Origin of the sequence: Streptomyces sp. NPDC015242 (assembly GCF_043079125.1) — a bacterium.
GTDB lineage: Bacteria > Actinomycetota > Actinomycetes > Streptomycetales > Streptomycetaceae > Streptomyces.
Window position 1 is genome coordinate 438,234 of the sequence record NZ_JBIBUF010000007.1, and the last position, 17,739, is coordinate 455,972.

The 17,739-nt window shown below is 73.6% G+C and carries 17 protein-coding genes; 15 read left to right on the plus strand and 2 right to left on the minus strand.

The window, feature by feature from the left end; translation table 11 throughout:
- Positions 1-86: 86 nt before the first annotated feature.
- The 10 genes from ACF07N_RS24880 to ACF07N_RS24925 all read left to right on the plus strand — a co-directional run bounded on the left by ACF07N_RS24880 (position 87) and on the right by ACF07N_RS24925 (position 9,943).
- Positions 87-938: an ABC transporter ATP-binding protein gene (locus ACF07N_RS24880; RefSeq protein WP_392116710.1), complete on the plus strand. Its 852-nt coding sequence runs from the start codon at positions 87-89 to the stop codon at positions 936-938.
- A complete protein-coding gene (locus ACF07N_RS24885) occupies positions 935-1,738 on the plus strand; it encodes an ABC transporter ATP-binding protein (protein ID WP_392116713.1) in 804 nt (267 codons plus the stop codon). The genes ACF07N_RS24880 and ACF07N_RS24885 overlap by 4 nt, the downstream gene beginning before the upstream one ends.
- Complete coding sequence (locus ACF07N_RS24890; RefSeq protein ID WP_383346279.1) at positions 1,735-2,634, plus strand: branched-chain amino acid ABC transporter permease; 900 nt, start codon at positions 1,735-1,737, stop codon at positions 2,632-2,634. The genes ACF07N_RS24885 and ACF07N_RS24890 overlap by 4 nt, the downstream gene beginning before the upstream one ends.
- Complete coding sequence (locus tag ACF07N_RS24895) at positions 2,627-3,772, plus strand: branched-chain amino acid ABC transporter permease (protein ID WP_392116716.1); 1,146 nt, start codon at positions 2,627-2,629, stop codon at positions 3,770-3,772. Before ACF07N_RS24890 ends, ACF07N_RS24895 begins: the two co-directional genes overlap by 8 nt.
- Positions 3,769-5,055 (plus strand): ABC transporter substrate-binding protein, encoded by a 1,287-nt coding sequence (locus ACF07N_RS24900; RefSeq protein WP_383334646.1) that lies wholly within the window; start codon positions 3,769-3,771, stop codon positions 5,053-5,055. The genes ACF07N_RS24895 and ACF07N_RS24900 overlap by 4 nt, the downstream gene beginning before the upstream one ends.
- A 266-nt stretch (positions 5,056-5,321) precedes the next feature.
- A complete protein-coding gene (locus ACF07N_RS24905; RefSeq protein ID WP_392117046.1) occupies positions 5,322-6,011 on the plus strand; it encodes a GAF and ANTAR domain-containing protein in 690 nt (229 codons plus the stop codon).
- A 214-nt stretch (positions 6,012-6,225) separates the two neighbouring features.
- Positions 6,226-6,504 carry a polyprenyl synthetase gene (locus tag ACF07N_RS24910; protein ID WP_392116719.1) on the plus strand — a complete coding sequence of 93 codons (279 nt, stop codon included), beginning with the start codon at positions 6,226-6,228 and terminating at the stop codon, positions 6,502-6,504.
- Positions 6,497-7,549, plus strand: coding sequence for a polyprenyl synthetase family protein (locus tag ACF07N_RS24915; protein WP_383334650.1), 1,053 nt, complete (start codon positions 6,497-6,499; stop codon positions 7,547-7,549). The genes ACF07N_RS24910 and ACF07N_RS24915 overlap by 8 nt, the downstream gene beginning before the upstream one ends.
- A gap of 105 nt (positions 7,550-7,654) precedes the next feature.
- On the plus strand, positions 7,655-8,818 hold the full coding sequence (locus tag ACF07N_RS24920) for an oxygenase MpaB family protein (protein ID WP_392116723.1): 1,164 nt from the start codon (positions 7,655-7,657) through the stop codon (positions 8,816-8,818).
- Between the two features lie 111 nt (positions 8,819-8,929).
- Positions 8,930-9,943, plus strand: a complete 1,014-nt coding sequence (locus tag ACF07N_RS24925) for a hypothetical protein (RefSeq protein WP_392116726.1) — start codon at positions 8,930-8,932, stop codon at positions 9,941-9,943.
- Between the two features lie 12 nt (positions 9,944-9,955).
- On the opposite strand, the gene ACF07N_RS24930 is transcribed toward ACF07N_RS24925, so the two are convergent.
- Positions 9,956-10,639 carry a TetR/AcrR family transcriptional regulator gene (locus ACF07N_RS24930; protein WP_392116729.1) on the minus strand — a complete coding sequence of 228 codons (684 nt, stop codon included), beginning with the start codon at positions 10,637-10,639 and terminating at the stop codon, positions 9,956-9,958.
- 98 nt (positions 10,640-10,737) lie between these two features.
- Between ACF07N_RS24930 and ACF07N_RS24935 the strand changes: the two genes are divergently transcribed.
- Complete coding sequence (locus tag ACF07N_RS24935) at positions 10,738-11,703, plus strand: NAD(P)-dependent alcohol dehydrogenase (RefSeq protein WP_392116732.1); 966 nt, start codon at positions 10,738-10,740, stop codon at positions 11,701-11,703.
- A 25-nt stretch (positions 11,704-11,728) separates the two neighbouring features.
- Here the strand turns inward: ACF07N_RS24935 and ACF07N_RS24940 are convergent, their stop codons facing one another.
- Positions 11,729-13,036: an FAD-binding oxidoreductase gene (locus ACF07N_RS24940; protein WP_392117049.1), complete on the minus strand. Its 1,308-nt coding sequence runs from the start codon at positions 13,034-13,036 to the stop codon at positions 11,729-11,731.
- Between the two features lie 235 nt (positions 13,037-13,271).
- Between ACF07N_RS24940 and ACF07N_RS24945 the strand changes: the two genes are divergently transcribed.
- The 4 genes from ACF07N_RS24945 to ACF07N_RS24960 all read left to right on the plus strand — a co-directional run bounded on the left by ACF07N_RS24945 (position 13,272) and on the right by ACF07N_RS24960 (position 17,738).
- Positions 13,272-14,291, plus strand: a complete 1,020-nt coding sequence (locus tag ACF07N_RS24945; RefSeq protein ID WP_392116735.1) for a beta-ketoacyl-ACP synthase III — start codon at positions 13,272-13,274, stop codon at positions 14,289-14,291.
- Between the two features lie 95 nt (positions 14,292-14,386).
- Positions 14,387-14,629, plus strand: coding sequence for an acyl carrier protein (locus ACF07N_RS24950; RefSeq protein WP_392116738.1), 243 nt, complete (start codon positions 14,387-14,389; stop codon positions 14,627-14,629).
- Entirely contained in the window at positions 14,626-15,849 is a 1,224-nt protein-coding gene (locus ACF07N_RS24955) for a beta-ketoacyl-[acyl-carrier-protein] synthase family protein (RefSeq protein ID WP_392116741.1), read from the plus strand. The genes ACF07N_RS24950 and ACF07N_RS24955 overlap by 4 nt, the downstream gene beginning before the upstream one ends.
- 56 nt (positions 15,850-15,905) lie before the next feature.
- The gene (locus ACF07N_RS24960) at positions 15,906-17,738 is read left to right on the plus strand and encodes an acyl-CoA dehydrogenase (RefSeq protein ID WP_392116744.1); all 1,833 of its coding nucleotides are present in this window, start codon (positions 15,906-15,908) and stop codon (positions 17,736-17,738) included.
- Position 17,739 lies beyond the last annotated feature (1 nt).

A 17,739-nucleotide genomic window follows, 5' to 3' on the forward strand; every position in this document is an offset into this window, starting at 1 on the left:
CCTGTACCGCGCGTCCGCGCCCGTGCTGTCGTGGGCTGCCCTTCCCCCGAAGCACCCGTGCCCGACGGCACGGACGAGGAGCCGTGATGCCCGAAGCACCACCGGACGAAGAGCCCGCCCTGCACGTCGAGGGCCTCGACGTGACCTACGGCCGCGCCCTGTCCGCCCTTCGCTCCGTGAGCCTCACCGTTCCGCACGGCACGGTCGTCGCCCTCCTCGGCGCCAACGGCGCGGGCAAGACGACCCTGCTGCGGGCGGTGTCGGGCACCCTGCGCCTGCACCGCGGCGCGATCACGGCCGGCCGGATCCGCTACGGCAGCACGGAACTCGACGGGCGCGACCCGGTCGCCGCGGTGCGCGCCGGAGTCGTCCAGGTCCCGGAGGGACGCCGGGTCTTCGCCGGGCTCACCGTCGACGAGAACCTGCGCAGCGGCGGCCTCGGCCTCGGGCGGCGCCGCCCGGACCAGGTCGCGGAGGCCAGGGACCGGGTGTTCACGCTCTTCCCGCGCCTGGCCGAACGCACCCGGCAGGCCGCAGGCCTGCTCTCCGGCGGCGAGCAGCAGATGCTCGCCATCGGCCGCGCCCTCATGGCCGCGCCGCGCCTGCTGCTCCTCGACGAGCCCTCCCTGGGCCTCGCCCCGCAGATGGTCCACCGGATCGCCGAGGTCGTCCGCGAGATCAACGCCCAGGGCACCGCCGTCCTGCTCGTCGAGCAGAACGCCGGCATGGCGCTCTCCCTCGCCGACACCGCCCACGTGCTGGAGGTGGGCGAGGTCCGGCTCTCCGGCCCGGCCGGCGAACTCGCCCGCACGGACGCCGTGAAGCGGCTCTACCTCGGCGAGACCACCGACGACACCGCGGCGACCGACGACACCGCGGCGACCGGCGCCGGCACCGCACAGACCGCCGCAAGAACCGAGGGGCAGGGAGCCGCGTGAGCGTCCGCACCACCGCACCACCCGAACTGACCGTGACGGACGTGACCGTCCGGTTCGCCGGACTCACCGCCCTGGACACGGTGTCCTTCACCGTCGCCCCGGGCACCGTCCACGCGCTCATCGGACCGAACGGAGCGGGCAAGTCCACCTGCTTCAACGTCCTGTCGGGGCTGTGCCGCCCGGCCACGGGCACCGTACGCCTGGGCGACGCCGACCTCACCCGGCTCGCCCCGCACCGCATCGCCGCCCTCGGCGTCGCCCGCACCTTCCAGAACATCGTCACCACGCACGGCACGGTCGCCGACAACCTGATGCTCGGCCGCCACGCCCTGTCCCGGGCCGGGTTCGCCGCGAGCGCCCTGCGCCTGCCGCACGCGCGCCGCGAACAACGCGTCCATCTCGACCGTGCCCGCGAGATCGCCGAACTCACCGGCCTGGCCGCACACTTCGACCACCCCGTGGCCTTGCTCTCCTACGGCGACCGCAAGCGCGTGGAGTTCGCCCGCGCGCTCTGCCTGGAGCCCAGCGTCCTGCTCCTCGACGAGCCGGTCGCCGGGATGAACGCGGCCGAACGCGCCCGCACGGTGGAGGTCGTGCACGCCGTACGCGCCGAACTCGGCCTGTCCGTCGTGCTGGTGGAGCACGACATGGGACTGGTGATGCGGCTCGCCGACGAGGTCACCGTCCTCGACTTCGGCCGCGCCATCGCCCACGGCACCCCGGACGAGGTCCGCCGCGACCCGGAGGTGCTGCGCGCCTACCTCGGCACCGGCGCCGAAGGGGAGGAGGCGGCGGCATGACGACCTTCCTGGACAACGTGTTCAACGGCCTCGCCCTCGGCGCGGTCTACGCCCTCGTCGCGCTCGGCTTCGTCATCATCTTCAAGGCCTCCGGCGTCATGAACTTCGCCCACGGCTCGCTGCTCCTGCTCGGCGGCTACCTCACCGCCGTGCTCCACGACGACCTCGGTTTCGCCGCCGCCCTGGCGGTGTCCGTACTGGTGACCGCGGCCGTGGCCGGCGCCATGGACCGCTTCCTGCTGCAGGCCGGCGGCGGGGCCGACCCGCACGCCGCCCACGTGCAGACCATCGTCACCATCGGCGTCGACATCCTCATCCTCACCGACCTGTCCCGGCGCATCGGCGGCGACCTGCTCGCGCTGGGCGACCCCTGGGGCGACTCGGTCAGCGGGCTGGGCCCGGTGACCGTAGCGGACAGCCGGATCGCAGCGATCGTCGTCTCCACCCTGGTCATCGCGGGAGTCTTCGCGCTCTTCCGCTACACCTCCTGGGGCCTGTCGCTGCGCGCCTCGGCGGAGGACGTCGAGGCGGCCGCGCTGATGGGCGTACGCCTGGTGCGCATCCGCATGCTCGCCTGGTGCCTGGCCGGGGCGCTGGCTGCCCTGGCGGCGGTCTTCCTCGCCGCGTTCCCCGCGCCCGGCCTGGAGCGCACCACGGGTCAGATCGCCCTGAAGGCCTTCCCGGCGGCGATCCTCGGCGGGATGGCCTCGCCGCCCGGAGCCCTCGCGGGCAGCCTGCTGATCGGCATGACCGAGGCGCTCGTCGCGGGCTACCAGTCCGAACTGCACGTCCTCGGCGAGGGCTTCGGCGACGTCGCCCCCTACGCGGTGATGGTGCTGGTCCTGCTGGTGCGGCCCACCGGCCTGTTCGGCGGAAAGGCGGCGGTCCGTGTCTGACCGGCTCTCCGGGATCCGCACCGGCACCGCGCGCGGGTGGTGGACCCTCGCGGCCGTCGCCGTCCTGTGCGCGCTGCCCTTCTACCTCGACGCGTTCTGGCTGCGCATCGGCCTGTTCTCGATGGCGGCGGCCGTCGGCGCGATCGGCCTCGGCCTGCTGTCCGGCACGGCGGGCCAGCTCTCCCTCGGCCACGCCTTCTTCCTCGCCGTGGGCGCCTACGGGTACGTCTGGCTGGCCGGTGAACCCGGCCCCGGGCTGCCGACCGCCGTGGCGGCCGTGCTCGCGGTCCTGCTCGCCGGGGCGGCCGGCGGACTCTTCAGTCCCGTCGCCGGCCGGGTGCGCGGTGTCTACCTCGGTGTCGCCACCCTGGCCCTGGTCTTCCTCGGCCACCACGTCCTGCTCACCGCGGACTCCGTCACCGGCGGCTTCAACGGCCGCTCGGTGCCGCCGCTGGAGGTGGGCGGCTTCTCCTTCTCCGCCGACTCCGAACTGACCCTGCTCGGCGTGCCGTTCGGGGCCGAGGAGCGGCTGTGGTACCTGGGGCTCGCCGTGTTCGCGCTCACCTGGTTCACCGCCCGCGGGCTGCTCCGCGGTCGTCCCGGGCGCGCGCTGGTGGCCCTGCGCGACAGCGAGACCGCCGCCGCCGTCATGGGCGTGGACGTCTCCCGCTACCGCTCGGCCGCCTTCGTCGTCTCGTCGATGTACGCGGGCCTCGCCGGGGTCATGATCGCCCTGTCCTTCCGCCGCGTGGTGCCCGACTACTTCGGCCTCGTGCTGTCGGTCGACTACCTCGCCATGATCGTCATCGGCGGTCTGGGCTCGGTCGCCGGAGCCACCGCCGGCGCCGTCTTCGTCACCGCGCTGCCCCTGCTGATGACCCGCTACGCCGACCAACTGCCCCTCGTGGCCGCCCCCGGCACCACCGGCGGCACGGTCGGCCCCACCGAGGCGGCCCGCTACCTCTACGGAGCGGCCATCGTCCTGATCCTGCTGTTCGCCCCCGACGGGCTGCACGGCCTGGTCCGCCGCCTGCGTGCCCGCCTGCGCCACCGGCGATCCGCCCCGCCACCCCGAGCCACCGCCCCCGCGACACCCTCACCCGCGCCCTCCGCACGAGCCAAGGAGCCCACCCCGTGAAGTCCACGCACCACACGCACCCCGCACGCCCCAGGACGCTCCTGGCCGCGGCCCTCGCCGCCCTGCTGCTCACGGCCACCGGATGCAGCTCCAAAGCGGACTCCTCCGGCAGCGCCGGCGACGGCGCCGACGGCGTCAAGTCCGGTCCCGGTGTGACCGACAAGGTCATCAGACTCGGCGCGCTGACGGACCTCACCGGCCCCTACGCCACCCTCGGCAAGAGCATCGTGCAGGCCCAGCAGATGTGGGCGGACGAGGTCAACGCCCGCGGCGGCATCTGCGACCGGCGCGTCGAGATCGTCGTCAAGGACCACGGCTACGACGTGCAGAAGGCCGTCACCGCCTATGCCGACCTCTCGGCGGACGTCGTGGCGCTGCCCCAGGTCATCGGGTCGCCCGTGATGGCCGCGCTGCTCGACGACATCGAGCGGGACAAGGTGCTCACCTTCCCGCAGGCCTGGGCCGCCTCCCTGCTCGACCGGGACTCCGTGCAGGTCCTGGGCACCACCTACGACATCGACATGATCGCCGCGGTCGACTTCCTCACCCGCGCCAAGGGCCTGAAGAAGGGCGACACCGTCGGGCACGTCTACTTCGAGGGGGACTACGGCGCCAACGCGCTCGAAGGCTCCCAGTGGGCCGGGAAGAAGGCCGGGGTGAAGGTCGTGGGACAGAAGATCAAGGCGACGGACACCGACCTGTCCGCGCAGGTCTCCGCCCTGCGCAAGGAAGGCGTGAAGGCGATCCTGGTCAGCGCCGGACCGGCGCAGACCGCCTCCCTGGTCGGCGTCGCGGCCTCGCGCGGACTGAAGGTGCCCGTGGTCAGCAGCGCCCCCGGCTACGCCCCGCAGCTGATGAAGACCCCGGCGGCCCCCGCGCTCGCCGCCCTGCTGAACGTGGTCAGCGCCGCGCCCGCGGTCAGCTCGGACCTGCCCGGGGTGCGCAAGATGGTCGCCGCGTACCAGAAGAAGTTCCCGGGCTCCCTCGTCGACTCCGGCGTGCTGTCCGGCTACAACGCCGCCCAGCTGATGGGCACTGACCTGAAGAAGGCCTGCGAGAACGGCAGCCTCGCCCGCGAGGACGTGATCAAGGCCCACCGCTCCCAGTCGGCGGTCGACGTCGGCCTCGGCACCGCGCAGGACTTCTCCGACAAGGCCCAGCCGGCGAGCACCGCGACGTACGTGCACAAGCCGGACGCCAAGGCGGTCGGTGCCGCGGTGAACGTGGAGGACGCGCACACCGCGCCGGGCGTCGAGGAGTACCTGGCCTCCCGGACGTCGTGACGGCAGACCCGGCCCGCACGGCGGCCGCGGGGTGACGCCCCGCGGCCGCCGGGCCGGAGTGCGGCGGGGGCCGGGAGGCCGCGATCCGGGTGACGGACGGGGCGTCGCCGCCTCCGCCGCCGCCGTCATCCGCCGCGCGGGTCTGTAGGGTGGCAGGAGAGGCCTGGCCCACCACTTCGGACCAACGAGGGGCCGACGGCCACCTGGAGGAGCACGCGGTGACCTCTGACCACGTCCACGACGACGCTTCCGTCAGCGCTTCCCTGATGGAGTGGCTGCTGCAGACCCAGTCGCTGGAGGATTTTCTGCAGACCCTGGCCGACGCGGCGCTGGAGCTCTCCAGCGCCGAGGGAACGGGCGTCACCCTGGAACGCGATCACCGGCCCCTCACCGTGGCCAGCGCCGGCCCGCCGGCCCCCAAACTGGACGAGAAGCAGTACGGCCAGGACGACGGCCCGTGCCTGCAGTCCGCCCGCACCGGCGAAGAGGTCCTCGTCGGGGACATGCTCGCGGAATCGCGCTGGGGCGACTACCCGGCCTACGCGGCGGCCTGCGGGATCCGCTCCTCCGTCTCCCTGCCGATCGCAGCCCGCACGCACACCGTCGGCGCGCTGAACATCTACGGCGGCCCGGCCCACGCGTTCGACGACGCCGACCTGGGTGCCTTGCGCTCCCTGGCCGCGCAGGCCACCGGGGCGATCGCGCTGGCGCAGCGCATCGCCGACGCGGAGGCGTTCGCCGAGCAGATGCAGCAGGCGATGCGCTCCCGCGGCGTCATCGATCAGGCCATGGGCGTCGTCATGGGCCAGCGCGGCTGCACCGCGGACGAGGCCTTCGCCATTCTGCGCTCCGCCTCGCAGCACCGGAACATCAAACTCCGCGACCTGTGCACGGAACTGATCACCAACCTCACCGGCCGCCGTCCGGACGACCCCGGCCTGCGCCCCCGTCCCTGACCCGCCCCTGACCACCGCACCCCGCCCCACCTCATCCCGCCCCCGGCCCCCACCGCACCCCGCCCGGCCCGTCCCCCGCCCCGGCGAATCGCGCAGACGTGCGGTGTGATCACTCGACCGTGAATTCCGCCGCTCCCGCGGCCGGTCCCGGGCGATGCTCGCACGGGCGGCACACGACCGGTGCCGCCCGGGCGTTACGGGGCTGGGGGAGACGATGACACGTGGGGCGGGGCAGCGCGGCGGTGCGGACGCGCAGGTGGTGCTGCTGGTGGCGGGACTGGCCGATCTGGCCGTGAGCACGCTGGGATCCGCCGTGGGGACCGTGAAGGGTCTCCTGCGCCGTGCCGACACGGGCGACCTGGCGGCGCAGGCCGAGCACGACCTCGTGGCCCGGGGGCGGCTGGCGCTGGACCGGTACGCGGCCGCGCCCCCGGCCCACCTGGAGATCCTCGCCCGGCAGGCCCTGGCCCGGCGGGCCGCCGACGATGTCTGACCGGTGGGATCCGGCCGCGTTCAAGACCCGCGTGGACGAGGCGGTGCGCCGGTTCGTCGCCGAGGAGGCCGACCGCCTCGCGGAGATCGACCCCCTGCTGGCACCCGTGGCCGGGCAGCTGGAAGCGGCGGTGGCGGACGGCAAACGGCTGCGGGCGGCGTTCTGCTACTGGGGCTGGCGCGCGGTGGGACAACCGGACAGCGAGGCCCTGGTGCGCGCGGCGGCCTCCATGGAACTGGTGCACGCCGCGGCGGTCGTGCACGACGATCTCATCGACGACAGCCCGCTGCGGCACGGCCGCCCCACCGCGCACACGGCCCTGCGCGGCGCGGTGCGCGGCCGGCCGCGCGCCGACGCCGCCGCGAGGTCCCTGGCCATGCTGGTGGGGGACCTGCTGATGGCGCTGGCCGGGCAGTTGTTCACCACCAGCGGCCTGCCCGCGGCCTACCTCGCCCGGGCCCGGCCCCTGTGGTCGGTGATGGCGCGCGAACTGATCGCCGGGGAATGCCTGGAGATCCTGCGCACCGGCACCGGACCCGACACCGCCACCTCGCTGAAGGTGATCCGGTACAAGACCGCCAAGTACACCGTCGAGCAGCCCCTGCTGATCGGCGGCGCCCTGGCCGGCGCCGGCGAGCGGCTGCGCGAGGGCTACTCCGCCTACGGTCTGCCGCTGGGTGAGGCGTTCCAGCTGCGGGACGATCTCCTCGGGCTCTTCGGCACCCCGCAGACCACCGGCAAGGCGGCCGCGGACGACGTGCGCGGCAACCGCCCCACGGCCCTGCTGGCGGAGACCTGGCGGCTCGCCGGGGAGGCCGACCGCGAGCGCCTGCGCGCCCTGCTGGGCCGGCGCCGCCCGGACGCGGCGGCCCTGGACGAGGTGCGGGCGGTGATGCGCCGGCTGAAGGCGCCCGACCGCATCGAGGACATGATCGACGCACGGGTCGGGCAGGCACTGGACGCCCTGCACGCACTCGACGTGCCCGCGCACGCCGGCAGCGCCCTGACCGCGCTGGCACGCTCCGCCACCCACCGGCTGTCCTGACCTCCGGCGCCTCCCCGGGCGGCAGTGCGGCGGCACCCCGCGTCCGTGCCGCTGCCGCCCGCCGGCCGGCCGTCCACCCTCCCGCAACGCAGCAAGGAGCCTTGTATGACGACGTACACCGATGCCTCCCTGGACGCCCTGCGGCAGGCCGGTGACGAACTCGCCGACGCCACCGTCGCCACCCTCTTCGAGCGCGGGGAGGTGGGCACGTTCAACACCCTGATGCGCCATGTCTCCACCGTCGGCGCCCCGCTGCCCGACGGACTCCCCGACGTCGCCCGGGACTACTTGAGGGCCACGAGCGCACCGCCGTCCTGGGTCGACTGGGCGCAGATGGAGAAGGCCCGGCTGTTCTTCATCGACAACAACGTGCACATCTCCACCGCGCTGTCCTTCGCCGCCATGCCCGCGTGCTACGTCGTCCCGCACGTGGCCAGGCTGCTGTCCGCCACGCACGGCCTGGAGTACCCCTCCAAACGCATGGCGGAGACAGGCCAGTTCACCGTCCACCTGATGCAGCCCGACGCCTTCGAGGCGGGCAGCCGCTTCATCCCCGCGGCACAGAAGGTGCGCCTGCTGCACGCCTCCATCCGCCACCACCTCCGGCGCGAGAACCGGTGGGACACCGCCGCACTGGGCACCCCGATCTGCCAGGAGGACATGATCGGCGGGCAGATGTTCTTCTCGCTGCTCGTCCTCGACAGCCTGCACCGCCTCGGCATCCACATGTCCCAGGAGGGCGCGGAGGCCTACTACTACGCCTGGCGCGTCGTCGGCGCCATGCTGGGCGTGGACCAGCAGGCCGTGCCCCGGACCCTGGAAGAGGCCCGCGCCTTCCTGGACCTGTACATGATCCGGCACATGGGCCCCTCCGACGAGGGAGCCCACCTGACCCGGCAGCTGATCGACCTCTACGAGGAGGTCGTCCCCGGCACCCTCCTCGACCCGATCGTCTCCGCCCTGATCCGCCATCTCGTCGGCGACACCTGCGCCGACTGGCTCGACGTGCCGCGCACCCCCTGGGACACCGTCGTCAAGGCCGTGCCGCACCTCCTCGGCGTCCTGGAGACCATCGAGGACCGCTCCCCGCTCGCCGCCTGGGCCCTGGACCGCCTCGGCCACCTCACGACCGTGCTCGAACTGTCCTCCCTGACCCGCGGCCGCGTCATGCACTACGCCATCCCGGAACAGCTCAAGCGGGACTACGGCGTCCCCGGCACGGTGCCCCGCACCCGCCGCTGGACCCCGCCGGCACCGACGACGCCCTGACGCCCGACCGCCGTCCGGAGCCGCTGTCCCCCTGAAAACACCCGCCACGTAAGGTGACACGGTCGAGCGGGGGGCCGGCGGCGTTCGCCGGACGACGAGGGGGACATGGTCATGCGTTCTGTGCTGCTCCGATTGGTGCGCCTGTGCGCGGTGACGGGGTGGGGCGCGACCGCGGTCGCCTGCTTCTGGCTGCTGGGCGCGACCGCCATGCCCCGGCCGTGGACCGAGGCGTTCGCCTGGGGTGCCGTCGCCGTGGCCTGCGCGGTGGTACGCGTGCTCGCCCTGTGGGGCCTGCGCGCGCTGCCCGAGGACGACGGGACACGCACCGCACCGGTGCCGGAGCCGTCCCGCCGGCGGTCCGCGTCGGGCCCCGCCTCGCTCGGCGAGGCCCTCGGGTTCTCCTTCGCCGATCTGCACCGCTCCCCAATCTGGATCAAGCTGCGCACCGGCGCCGTCTGGGCCCTGGTCGCGTTCGCCTCGGGCACCTTCTTCGTCGCCCTGCTGACGTCCGCCAACGCGGGGGAGAAGCTCGACGGCCTGCGCACGGCGGGAGCCGAGGTCAGCACGGCGACCGTCGTCGCAGGGCCCGAGGCGGTCCGAGAGGAGCTGACCAGCCGGCACGTAGTGAAGGGGTACGTCTCCCGGTTCGTGGTCTCCGTGCCCGGCGGCCCCGGCCGGCTCCCGGTGCGCGGCGCGTACACCTACGACCGGCCCCGCGCCGGTACGGAAGTCGACGTGCTGTGGGCCAGGTCGGCGCCGGAACTGGGCGGTTACGTCAACGAGAGCAAGAACCTCGGCGTCCTCGCCGAGGCGCGCTGGAACGCCTTCGCCGACGACGAGCTGGGCGCCGGCTCACTGGTCGCCTTCGTGCTCATCGCCCTCGTCTTCGGCATCGTGGGCGCTGTCTTCAGCATCGCCCCGCAGGCCGGCGCGTTGCAGCGACTGGCCGAATCGGCTCCGCTCCAGACGGTCCGCGCCGCGCTGGCGGTGGCGGTGTTCTGGGGCTGGAGCCCTACGATGCTGGGGCACGAGCCCGGCCTGCTCCACCTGCTGCCGGCGGTGGGCAGCTTCCTCCTCGTCTTCCTGGGTCACGTCTTCACCTCCGTCCGGTCCTTCGTCCGGTGACTGCATTTCGCGTCAGCCTCTCGGAAGCCGCTGCCCCTGAGGGGCCTGAGTGGCGATCGGGAGACTGCGCAGGGTCAGCGCAGCCGGCGGGGGCAGCGGTTCGCCGGCCGTGTCGGTGCGGAACGACTGGAGCAGATAGGCCACCAGACGCCGGGACGCCGCAGCATCATCCGGTAGGGCCGTCACCAGACCGCAGTGTGCGACCAGGGCCACGGCGAGGTCGGAAGGGTGGAAGTCGGCCCGCAGCGCGCCCGACGCCTGGGCCCTGCGGACCAGGGTTGTGAAGTCCCGCTCGGCCCGTCGCCGTGACTGCGCGTGCCCGGACGCGGTGTCCGGGAACGCGGCGAGGAACGCGGCCGGGAACCCGCGTTCCTCCCGTTGCAGAGCGCAGACCGTCTCGACCAGCTGCTGGAAGCCCTGCCACGGGTCGGGGGCGGCCAGAGCCTCGGTGAGCGCCCGTGCGCAGGTCTCCATCTGCTGCGCGAACGCGGCTCTCACCAGGGTGTCCCGCGTCGGGAAATGCCGGTACAGCGTCGCCACGCCGACCCCGGCCCGTCGGGCCACGGTCGCCATCGGGGCGTCGATGCCGTGCTCCGCGAAGACCGCACGGGCCGCGACGAGGAGGCGCTCCCGGTTGCGCCGGGCGTCCGCCCGCACCTCGTCCCGGGCTGTGATCCGAGAGGATTCCGCCGTCACTGTCTCTCGCTTCCGCTCCAAGTGGACGATCGCGTCCACTTGAGAGCTTACGGTCGGTGCCAGATCCCTTCACGGCCCCCGTCGGCAAAGGAAGAACGATGAACGACCGCATGATGAAGGCAGTGCTCTACGACCGCTACGGCGGCCCCGAGGTGCTCTACACGGGTCGCGTGCCACGCCCCGAGCCGGACCCCGGCGAGGTCCTGGTGAAGGTGAGCGCGTTCAGCGTCAACGGCGGCGAACTGGCGGTCCGCGCCGGCCGTCTCCGCCTGCTGAGCGGCCGCAGATTCCCCAAGCGCGTCGGCCTGGACTTCACCGGAGAGGTCGCCGCACCGGGTGCCGGAGTCACGCGGTTCGCGGCCGGCGACCGCGTATGGGGGGTGCTGGGCCGCACCTCCGGGTTCGGCAGCGCCGCCGAGTACGTGACCGTGCCCGTCGAGCGGGTCGGCCGGCTCCCCGACGGCCTCGACCTGGTGGAGGCCGCCGCGCTGCCGGTGGCCACCACGGCCATCACCGCCCTGCGGGACAAGGCCGAGGTGCGCCCCGGCGAGCGTCTCCTGGTCCGGGGCGCGGCGGGCGGTGTCGGCAACGCCGTCGTACAGCTCGGACGGGCTTACGGCGCCGAGGTCACGGCCCTGGCACGTGCGACCAACCTCGACTTCGTCCGGGGGCTGGGCGCGCACGAGGCCGTCGACCACCGGACCGTGCGGCCGGCGGAACTGGGCCGCTTCGACGTGGTCCTGGACACCGTCGGGACCGACCTGCGGGCCTTCCGGCGCCTGCTGCGTCCCGGAGGGCGCATGATCACCATCGCCTTCGACCTGGAACGGCCCGCCGCGTCGCTCGGCTACCTCGCTGCCGGCACGCTCCACGGACGCGGCAGGGTGCGCTTCTTCAGCGGCAACCCCACCCGAGCGGACCTCGACGACCTCGCCCGCCATGTGGCCGAGGGCAAACTGAGCCCTGCGGTGGACACGGTCTTCCCCCTGGAGGAGACAGCAGCGGCACACCGGGCGCTGGAGGCGGGCGGCGTCCAGGGCAAGTACGTGGTCAGGGTCGCGTAGAACGTCTGCGGAGGCCGGCGGACCGTCAGGCGGCGAAGACCTTGCCCGGGTTGAGGATGCCCGCCGGGTCCCACACGCGCTTGATGCCGCGGTGCAACTCCAGTGCGGCCGGGCTCAGTTCCCGGGCCAGGCCGCGCATCTTCAGCAGGCCCACGCCGTGCTCGCCGGTGACGGTGCCGCCCAGCTCCAGCGCCTGGTCGACCACTTCCTCGAGCACCGCCCGGCCCCGGGCCAGTGCGCGCCCGTCACCGCGCGGCACCACCAGCATCGGATGCAGGTTGCCGTCCCCGGCATGGGCGAGGCCGGCGATGTGCACGCCGTGCCGCTCGCCGGTGCGCTCCAGCCGGGCCAGCATCTCGGGAACCAGGGTCCGCGGGACGCAGACGTCCTCGCTGAGCACCAGGCCCAGCCGTTCCAGCGCGGGGTAGACCAGGCGCCGCGCCGCGAACAGGGCGTCCGCCTCCGCCGGGTCGCCGGACCGGGCGGTCCAGGTGGCCCCGGCGGCCTCGAAGCAGGCCAGTACCGTGCGGGCCTCCTCCGCCCCGGCCGCCCCGGGCGCGTCGCAGCGGGCCAGCAGCAGCACGTTCCCGCCGTCGGTGAGCCCCATGTGCTTCCACTCGTCGACGGCCCGCAGGCAGGAGCGGTCGACGAGTTCGAGGGCGCTGGGTTCGACGCCTCCGGCCACCACCCGCGCGACGGCCCGGCCCGCGCTCGGCAGGTCGTCGAAATAGCCGACGACCGTGTGTTCCCGGGCGCGTTCGCCCCGCAGCCGCAGGGTGATCTCGGTGACCAGCCCCAGGGTGCCCTCGGACCCCACGAGCAGACCGGCCAGTGCGAAGCCGGCGGAACTCTTCGCGGTCCGCCGGCCCAGCCGGACGATCTCGCCGCGGCCGGTGACGGCCTCCAGCCCGAGCACGTAGTCGCGGGTCACGCCGTACTTCACACAGCACACACCACCGGCGTTGGTGGCGACGTTCCCGCCGATCGTCGACCACGGGGCGCTCGCCGGGTCCGGCGGGTACCACAGGCCCCGGGCCGCGCAGGCGGCGCGCAGCCGGTCGTTGACGACGCCGGGCTGCACCACGGCCAGGCGTTCGTCCGGGTCGATGCGCAGGACGCGGTCCATCGCCGCGAAGGAGACGACGACGCAGCCGTCGATGGCGTTGGCGCCGCCGGACAGGCCGGTGCCCGCGCCCCGCGCGACCACCGGCACACCCCGTTCGGCGCAGTACGCGACCACCCGGGCGACATCGGCGGTGTCGGCGGGCTGGACCACGGCGGACGGGAACCCGTGCGGCGCGCCGGCCGCCTCGTCACGCGCGAAGGACGCCATCCGGGCCGGATCGGTGATCACCCGTCCGGTCAGCGGGAGCCCCGCGAGATCAAGTGTTGTCGTCACCCCCGTGAGCCTCGTCCCGGTCCGTGGAGGCGGTCAATTGGCCGTTGGTACACGCGTCCGGTGGTCGAACTCCCGGGTGTACCAAGGGCCAATTGTCCGTCTGACCTGCCGTCGGCAAGCCTGGTGGGCGCCAGGTCAGGCCAGGGACGGCCATCAGGAGGGTGGGGCAATGACGGCGGTGCTCACGGGAATCGGAGGCTTCCTGCCGCCCCGGGCGGTCACGAACGACGACCTCTCGCGCACCTTGGACACCTCGGACGAGTGGATCCGCACCCGGACCGGGATCCGGGAGCGCCGGATGGTCTCGGAGGGCCTGTCGACCGGGAGCCTCGCGGTCGAGGCCGGCGCCCGTGCCCTGCGCTCGGCCGGGGTGACCGGGGTGGACGCCGTGGTCGTGGCGACCACCTCGCCCGAGCGGCTCTGCCCCGCGGTGGCCCCCGAGGTCTCCTCCCGGCTGGGCCTCGGCACCGTGGCCGCCTTCGACGTGACGTCGGCCTGCAGCGGATTTCTGTACGGCCTCGCCACCGCGGCCGGTCTGATCGACTCCGGTACCGCGGACACCGTGCTGTTCATCGGCTCGGAAGCCTTCACCACGCTGGTGAACCAGCACGACCGGACCACGGCGCCGATCTTCGGCGACGGGGCGGGAGCGGTGGTCCTGCGCCGCGGGGCGCCCGAGGAGCCCGGCGCGCTGGGGCCGTTCGACCTCGGCAGCGACGGCGCCCTGGCCGACCTGCTGGCCATCCCGGCCGGCGGTTCCCGGCAGCGCTCCGCCGACGCCGGCCTGGGGCACGCGTCGGTGCCGGCCGCGGACTGGTACCTGCGGATGGAGGGCCGCCCGCTGTACACGCAGGCCGTCGAACGCATGGCGCAGTCGGCGGCGAGGGTCCTCGACCGGGCCGCGTGGCCGGTCACGGACGTCGACTGGTTCGTCGGTCACCAGGCCAACCTCCGCATCGTGCGGGCCGTCGCCGAGGAACTGCAACTCCCCGGGGAACGCGTGGCGGTGAACATCGACCGGGTGGGCAACACCCTGGCCGCCTCGGTGCCGCTGCTGCTGAACGACTACGCCGCCGGCGGCGCGCTCCGGCCGGGCCACCGCGTGCTGCTGTCCGCGTTCGGAGCCGGACTGTCCTGGGGTTCGACCGTCCTGGTCTGGCCGGACGTCAAGGCCGAACCCGTCGACTGACCCCGCGCAGGACCGGCCCGCCTCCACCACCGCCCCTCCCGCCGACCACCGTGCCCATCACACCCGTTCACCCACCCCCTTCAGGAGGAACCCGTATGAGCTTCGCCCACGAGTCCGTCGTCGAGGTCTTCGTCGCCCGCTTCGGTCTCGACCCGGAAGCGGTCCAGCCGGACGCCACCTTCGACGACCTCGGTCTCGACTCGCTGTCCCAGATCGAACTGGCCACGGCCCTGAAGAAGCGCCTGGGCGTCGTGATCACCGACGACGAACTGTCGGAGATCTCCGTCGTCGGGGACATCGTGGCCCTGGTCGAGCAGAAGGGCGCCGCCGTCCGATGACCGGGACCGCCGCCGCCATCACCGGGATCGGGCTGGTCACTCCGGCGGGTGTCGGGACCAAGGCGAGCTGGGACCGCGTGGTCGAGGGCAGGCCGACGGCGGCGCACCACCGCGCCCTCGACGGCCTGCCGGTCACCATGGCCTGCCAGGTGCCCGACTTCGATCCCGTCGCCTCGGGGCTCGCCGGGGCGTGGCAGTGGGACCGCTACGCCCAGTTCGCCCTCGTCGCCACCCGCGAGGCCCTGGAGCAGGCCGGGCTCACCCGGGGAGCCTGGGCGGACAGCGCCCGGGTGGCCGTGATCATCGGCTCGGGCGCCGGCGGTACCGCGACGCTGGAGGAGCAGCACCGGACGCTGATCGAGGAGGGGCCCTCGGAGGTCTCCCCGATGACGCTGCCGCTGGGACTGCTCAACATGGCGGCGGGCCAGGTGGCCATCGACATCGGGGCCAACGGGCCCTGCATGGCGCCCTGCACGGCGTGTGCCGCCGGTGCGAGCGCGATCGGCCTGGGCCGGGACCTCATCCGGTCGGGGCTGGCCGACATCGTCGTGGCGGGCGGTGCCGAGGCGCCCGTCACGCCGCTGTACGTGTCGTCGTTCGCCCGCATGCGGGCCCTGTCGCGGCGGCTCGACAGCCCCGGGACCGCCTCCCGCCCGTTCGACGCGGATCGCGACGGGTTCGTCCTCGGCGAGGGCGCCGGTGTCGTCGTCCTGGAGTCGGAGGAGCACGCCCGGGCCCGTGGCGTGACCCCGGTGGCCCGTGTCATCGGCTACGGCGCGTCGGCCGACGCGCACCACGTGACCTCGCCGCACCCCGAGGGCAAGGGCGCCGAACTCGCGGTGCGGGCCGCCCTGGCGGACGCGGGGCTCACCGGCCGGGACATCGGCTACGTCAACGCCCACGGCACCTCCACTCCGCTCAACGACGTCATCGAGGCCGGCGTGATCCGCCGGGTGGCGGGGACGGACGTGCAGGTCAGCTCCACCAAGGGCGTCACCGGGCACCCCCTGGGCGCGGCCGGCTCCATCGAGGCCGCTTTCGCGGCGCTCACCGTGCACCACGGGGTGATCCCGCCCTCGGCGAGCACCACCGAGGTCGACCCGAGGGTGGAGGTGGACGTCGTGCACGGCGGGGCCCGTAAGGACCGGGTGGAGGTCGCCCTGAGCAACTCCTTCGGCTTCGGCGGCCAGAACGCCGCCCTGCTGATCGCCTCCGCCTGACGCGGCCTGTCCCCCCCGGCCGGTCCCCAGAACGGAACCGCAGGAAAGGACCCCAGATGACCACGTCGGCCTCCGCCGAGCTGTCCCGGCTGCTCTTCGACGGCAGGTACGAGCAGACCCACCAGGACATCCGCGACCTCTTGCTCGACCCCCTGTTCGACCCCCGTGAGGGGCTCACCATGGACGAGGCCGGGAAGCTGGCCTACGAGCGCTCGCGGGCCGTGCACGCGGGGCTGGAGCGCCCGCGGGAGATCCTGGCCGACCCCTGGCGGCTGTTCGCGCTCGCCGAGTGGCCCTCACTGGTGGACGTCTCCACGTTCTCGCTGCTCATGGTGCACTACAACCTCGCCTTCGGCACGGTCGTGGAGCACGGCGCCCGGGACGACGTGAAAGACCTCTTCGACGAACTCGACAGGCTGGACTCCTTCAGCCCGTACATGGCCACCGAGCTGGGCTACGGCAACAACGTGGCCGCCCTGCGGACCGAGGCCGTCTACGACGCCGGGACCGAGACGTTCGTGCTGAACACGCCCGACGCGCTCGCCCAGAAGTACATGTCCTACAGCGGATTCCGCGACATCCCCAAACTGGCCGTCGTGATGGCCCGGCTTAAGGCCGACGGCAAGGACCACGGTGTGTTCCCCTTCCTGGTGCGCATCAGCGACGGGAACGGACTGTGCGAGGGCGTGCACGCGGTGCCCTGCCCGGAGAAACCGGTGCAGGGCCTGGACAACGGACTCACCTGGTTCGACCACGTCCGCGTTCCCCGCCGCCACCTGCTGCACGGCGACATGGGCGCCTTCGACGACCGGGGCGTGTTCCGCCCGGCCTCCGGCAACCAGCGCAAACGGTTCCTGCGCGCGATGAGCCGGATCCTGCCCGGACGGCTCTGCGTCTCCAGCGCGGCCACCGGGGCGGGCCGGGCCGGTGTCTACATCGCCCTGCGCTACGCGGCGCAGCGGCTCACCAACGCGCCGGGCCGCAACGACCTGCCCGTCATCGAGTACCGCAGCCACCAGCTCGCGCTGTTCACCGCGCTGGCGAAGACGTACGCGATGACCCTGCTGCTCAACCACGCCAAGCGCCGGTTCACCCAGGAGGCGCGGGACACCGTGCCGTCCGAGCTCAACCACCTGGTCTCGATCACCAAGGCCCTGTCCACCTGGGAGATGACCGAGGTCGTCGCCGTGTGCCGGGAACGCTGCGGCGCCCAGGGCATCTTCAGCGCCAACCGGATCGCGGACTACGGGTCGCTGCTGCAGGGCCTGGTCACCGCCGAGGGCGACAACCAGGTGCTGCTCGCCACCACGGCGGGCCAGATCATCGCCCAGGCCGGCGACGAGGAGCCGGAGGCCGTGCCCGACCCCCGGGGCCGTGAGCTGACGGACCCCCGGTTCCTGGTGGAGCTCCTGCGGTACCGGGAGGCGGAACTGCTGCGCGCGGCGCGGGTGGCCATGGCGGACGACTCCGGTGACCGCACCTACTTCGACGCGTGGAACGGCACCATCAACCTGGGCCTGGACATGGCCCGGACGCGCGGGGCGCGTACCGCCCTGGAGTGCTTCGCCGCCGCCGTGGACGAGACGCGCGACGGCACCGCGCGGGCCGCTCTCGCCCCGCTGGCCGCCCTGTACGGCCTGACCGAGGTGCGCCGGGACGCCGGCTGGTTCCTGGCACGCGGCGCGCTGACGGCCGGGCAGGTGGACCGGGCGGCGGCGGAGACGGAGGCCCTGTGCGCACGCCTGCTGCCCGTCGCCGGCACGCTCGTCGACGCGTTCCACCTGTCTCCGGACCTGCTGCGCGCGCCGATCGCGGCCGACGACTACGTGGCGGCCTTCCAGGACCGGACCGGCGCCGCGGCCCCGGTCCGCACGGCCGAGGGGAGCTGAG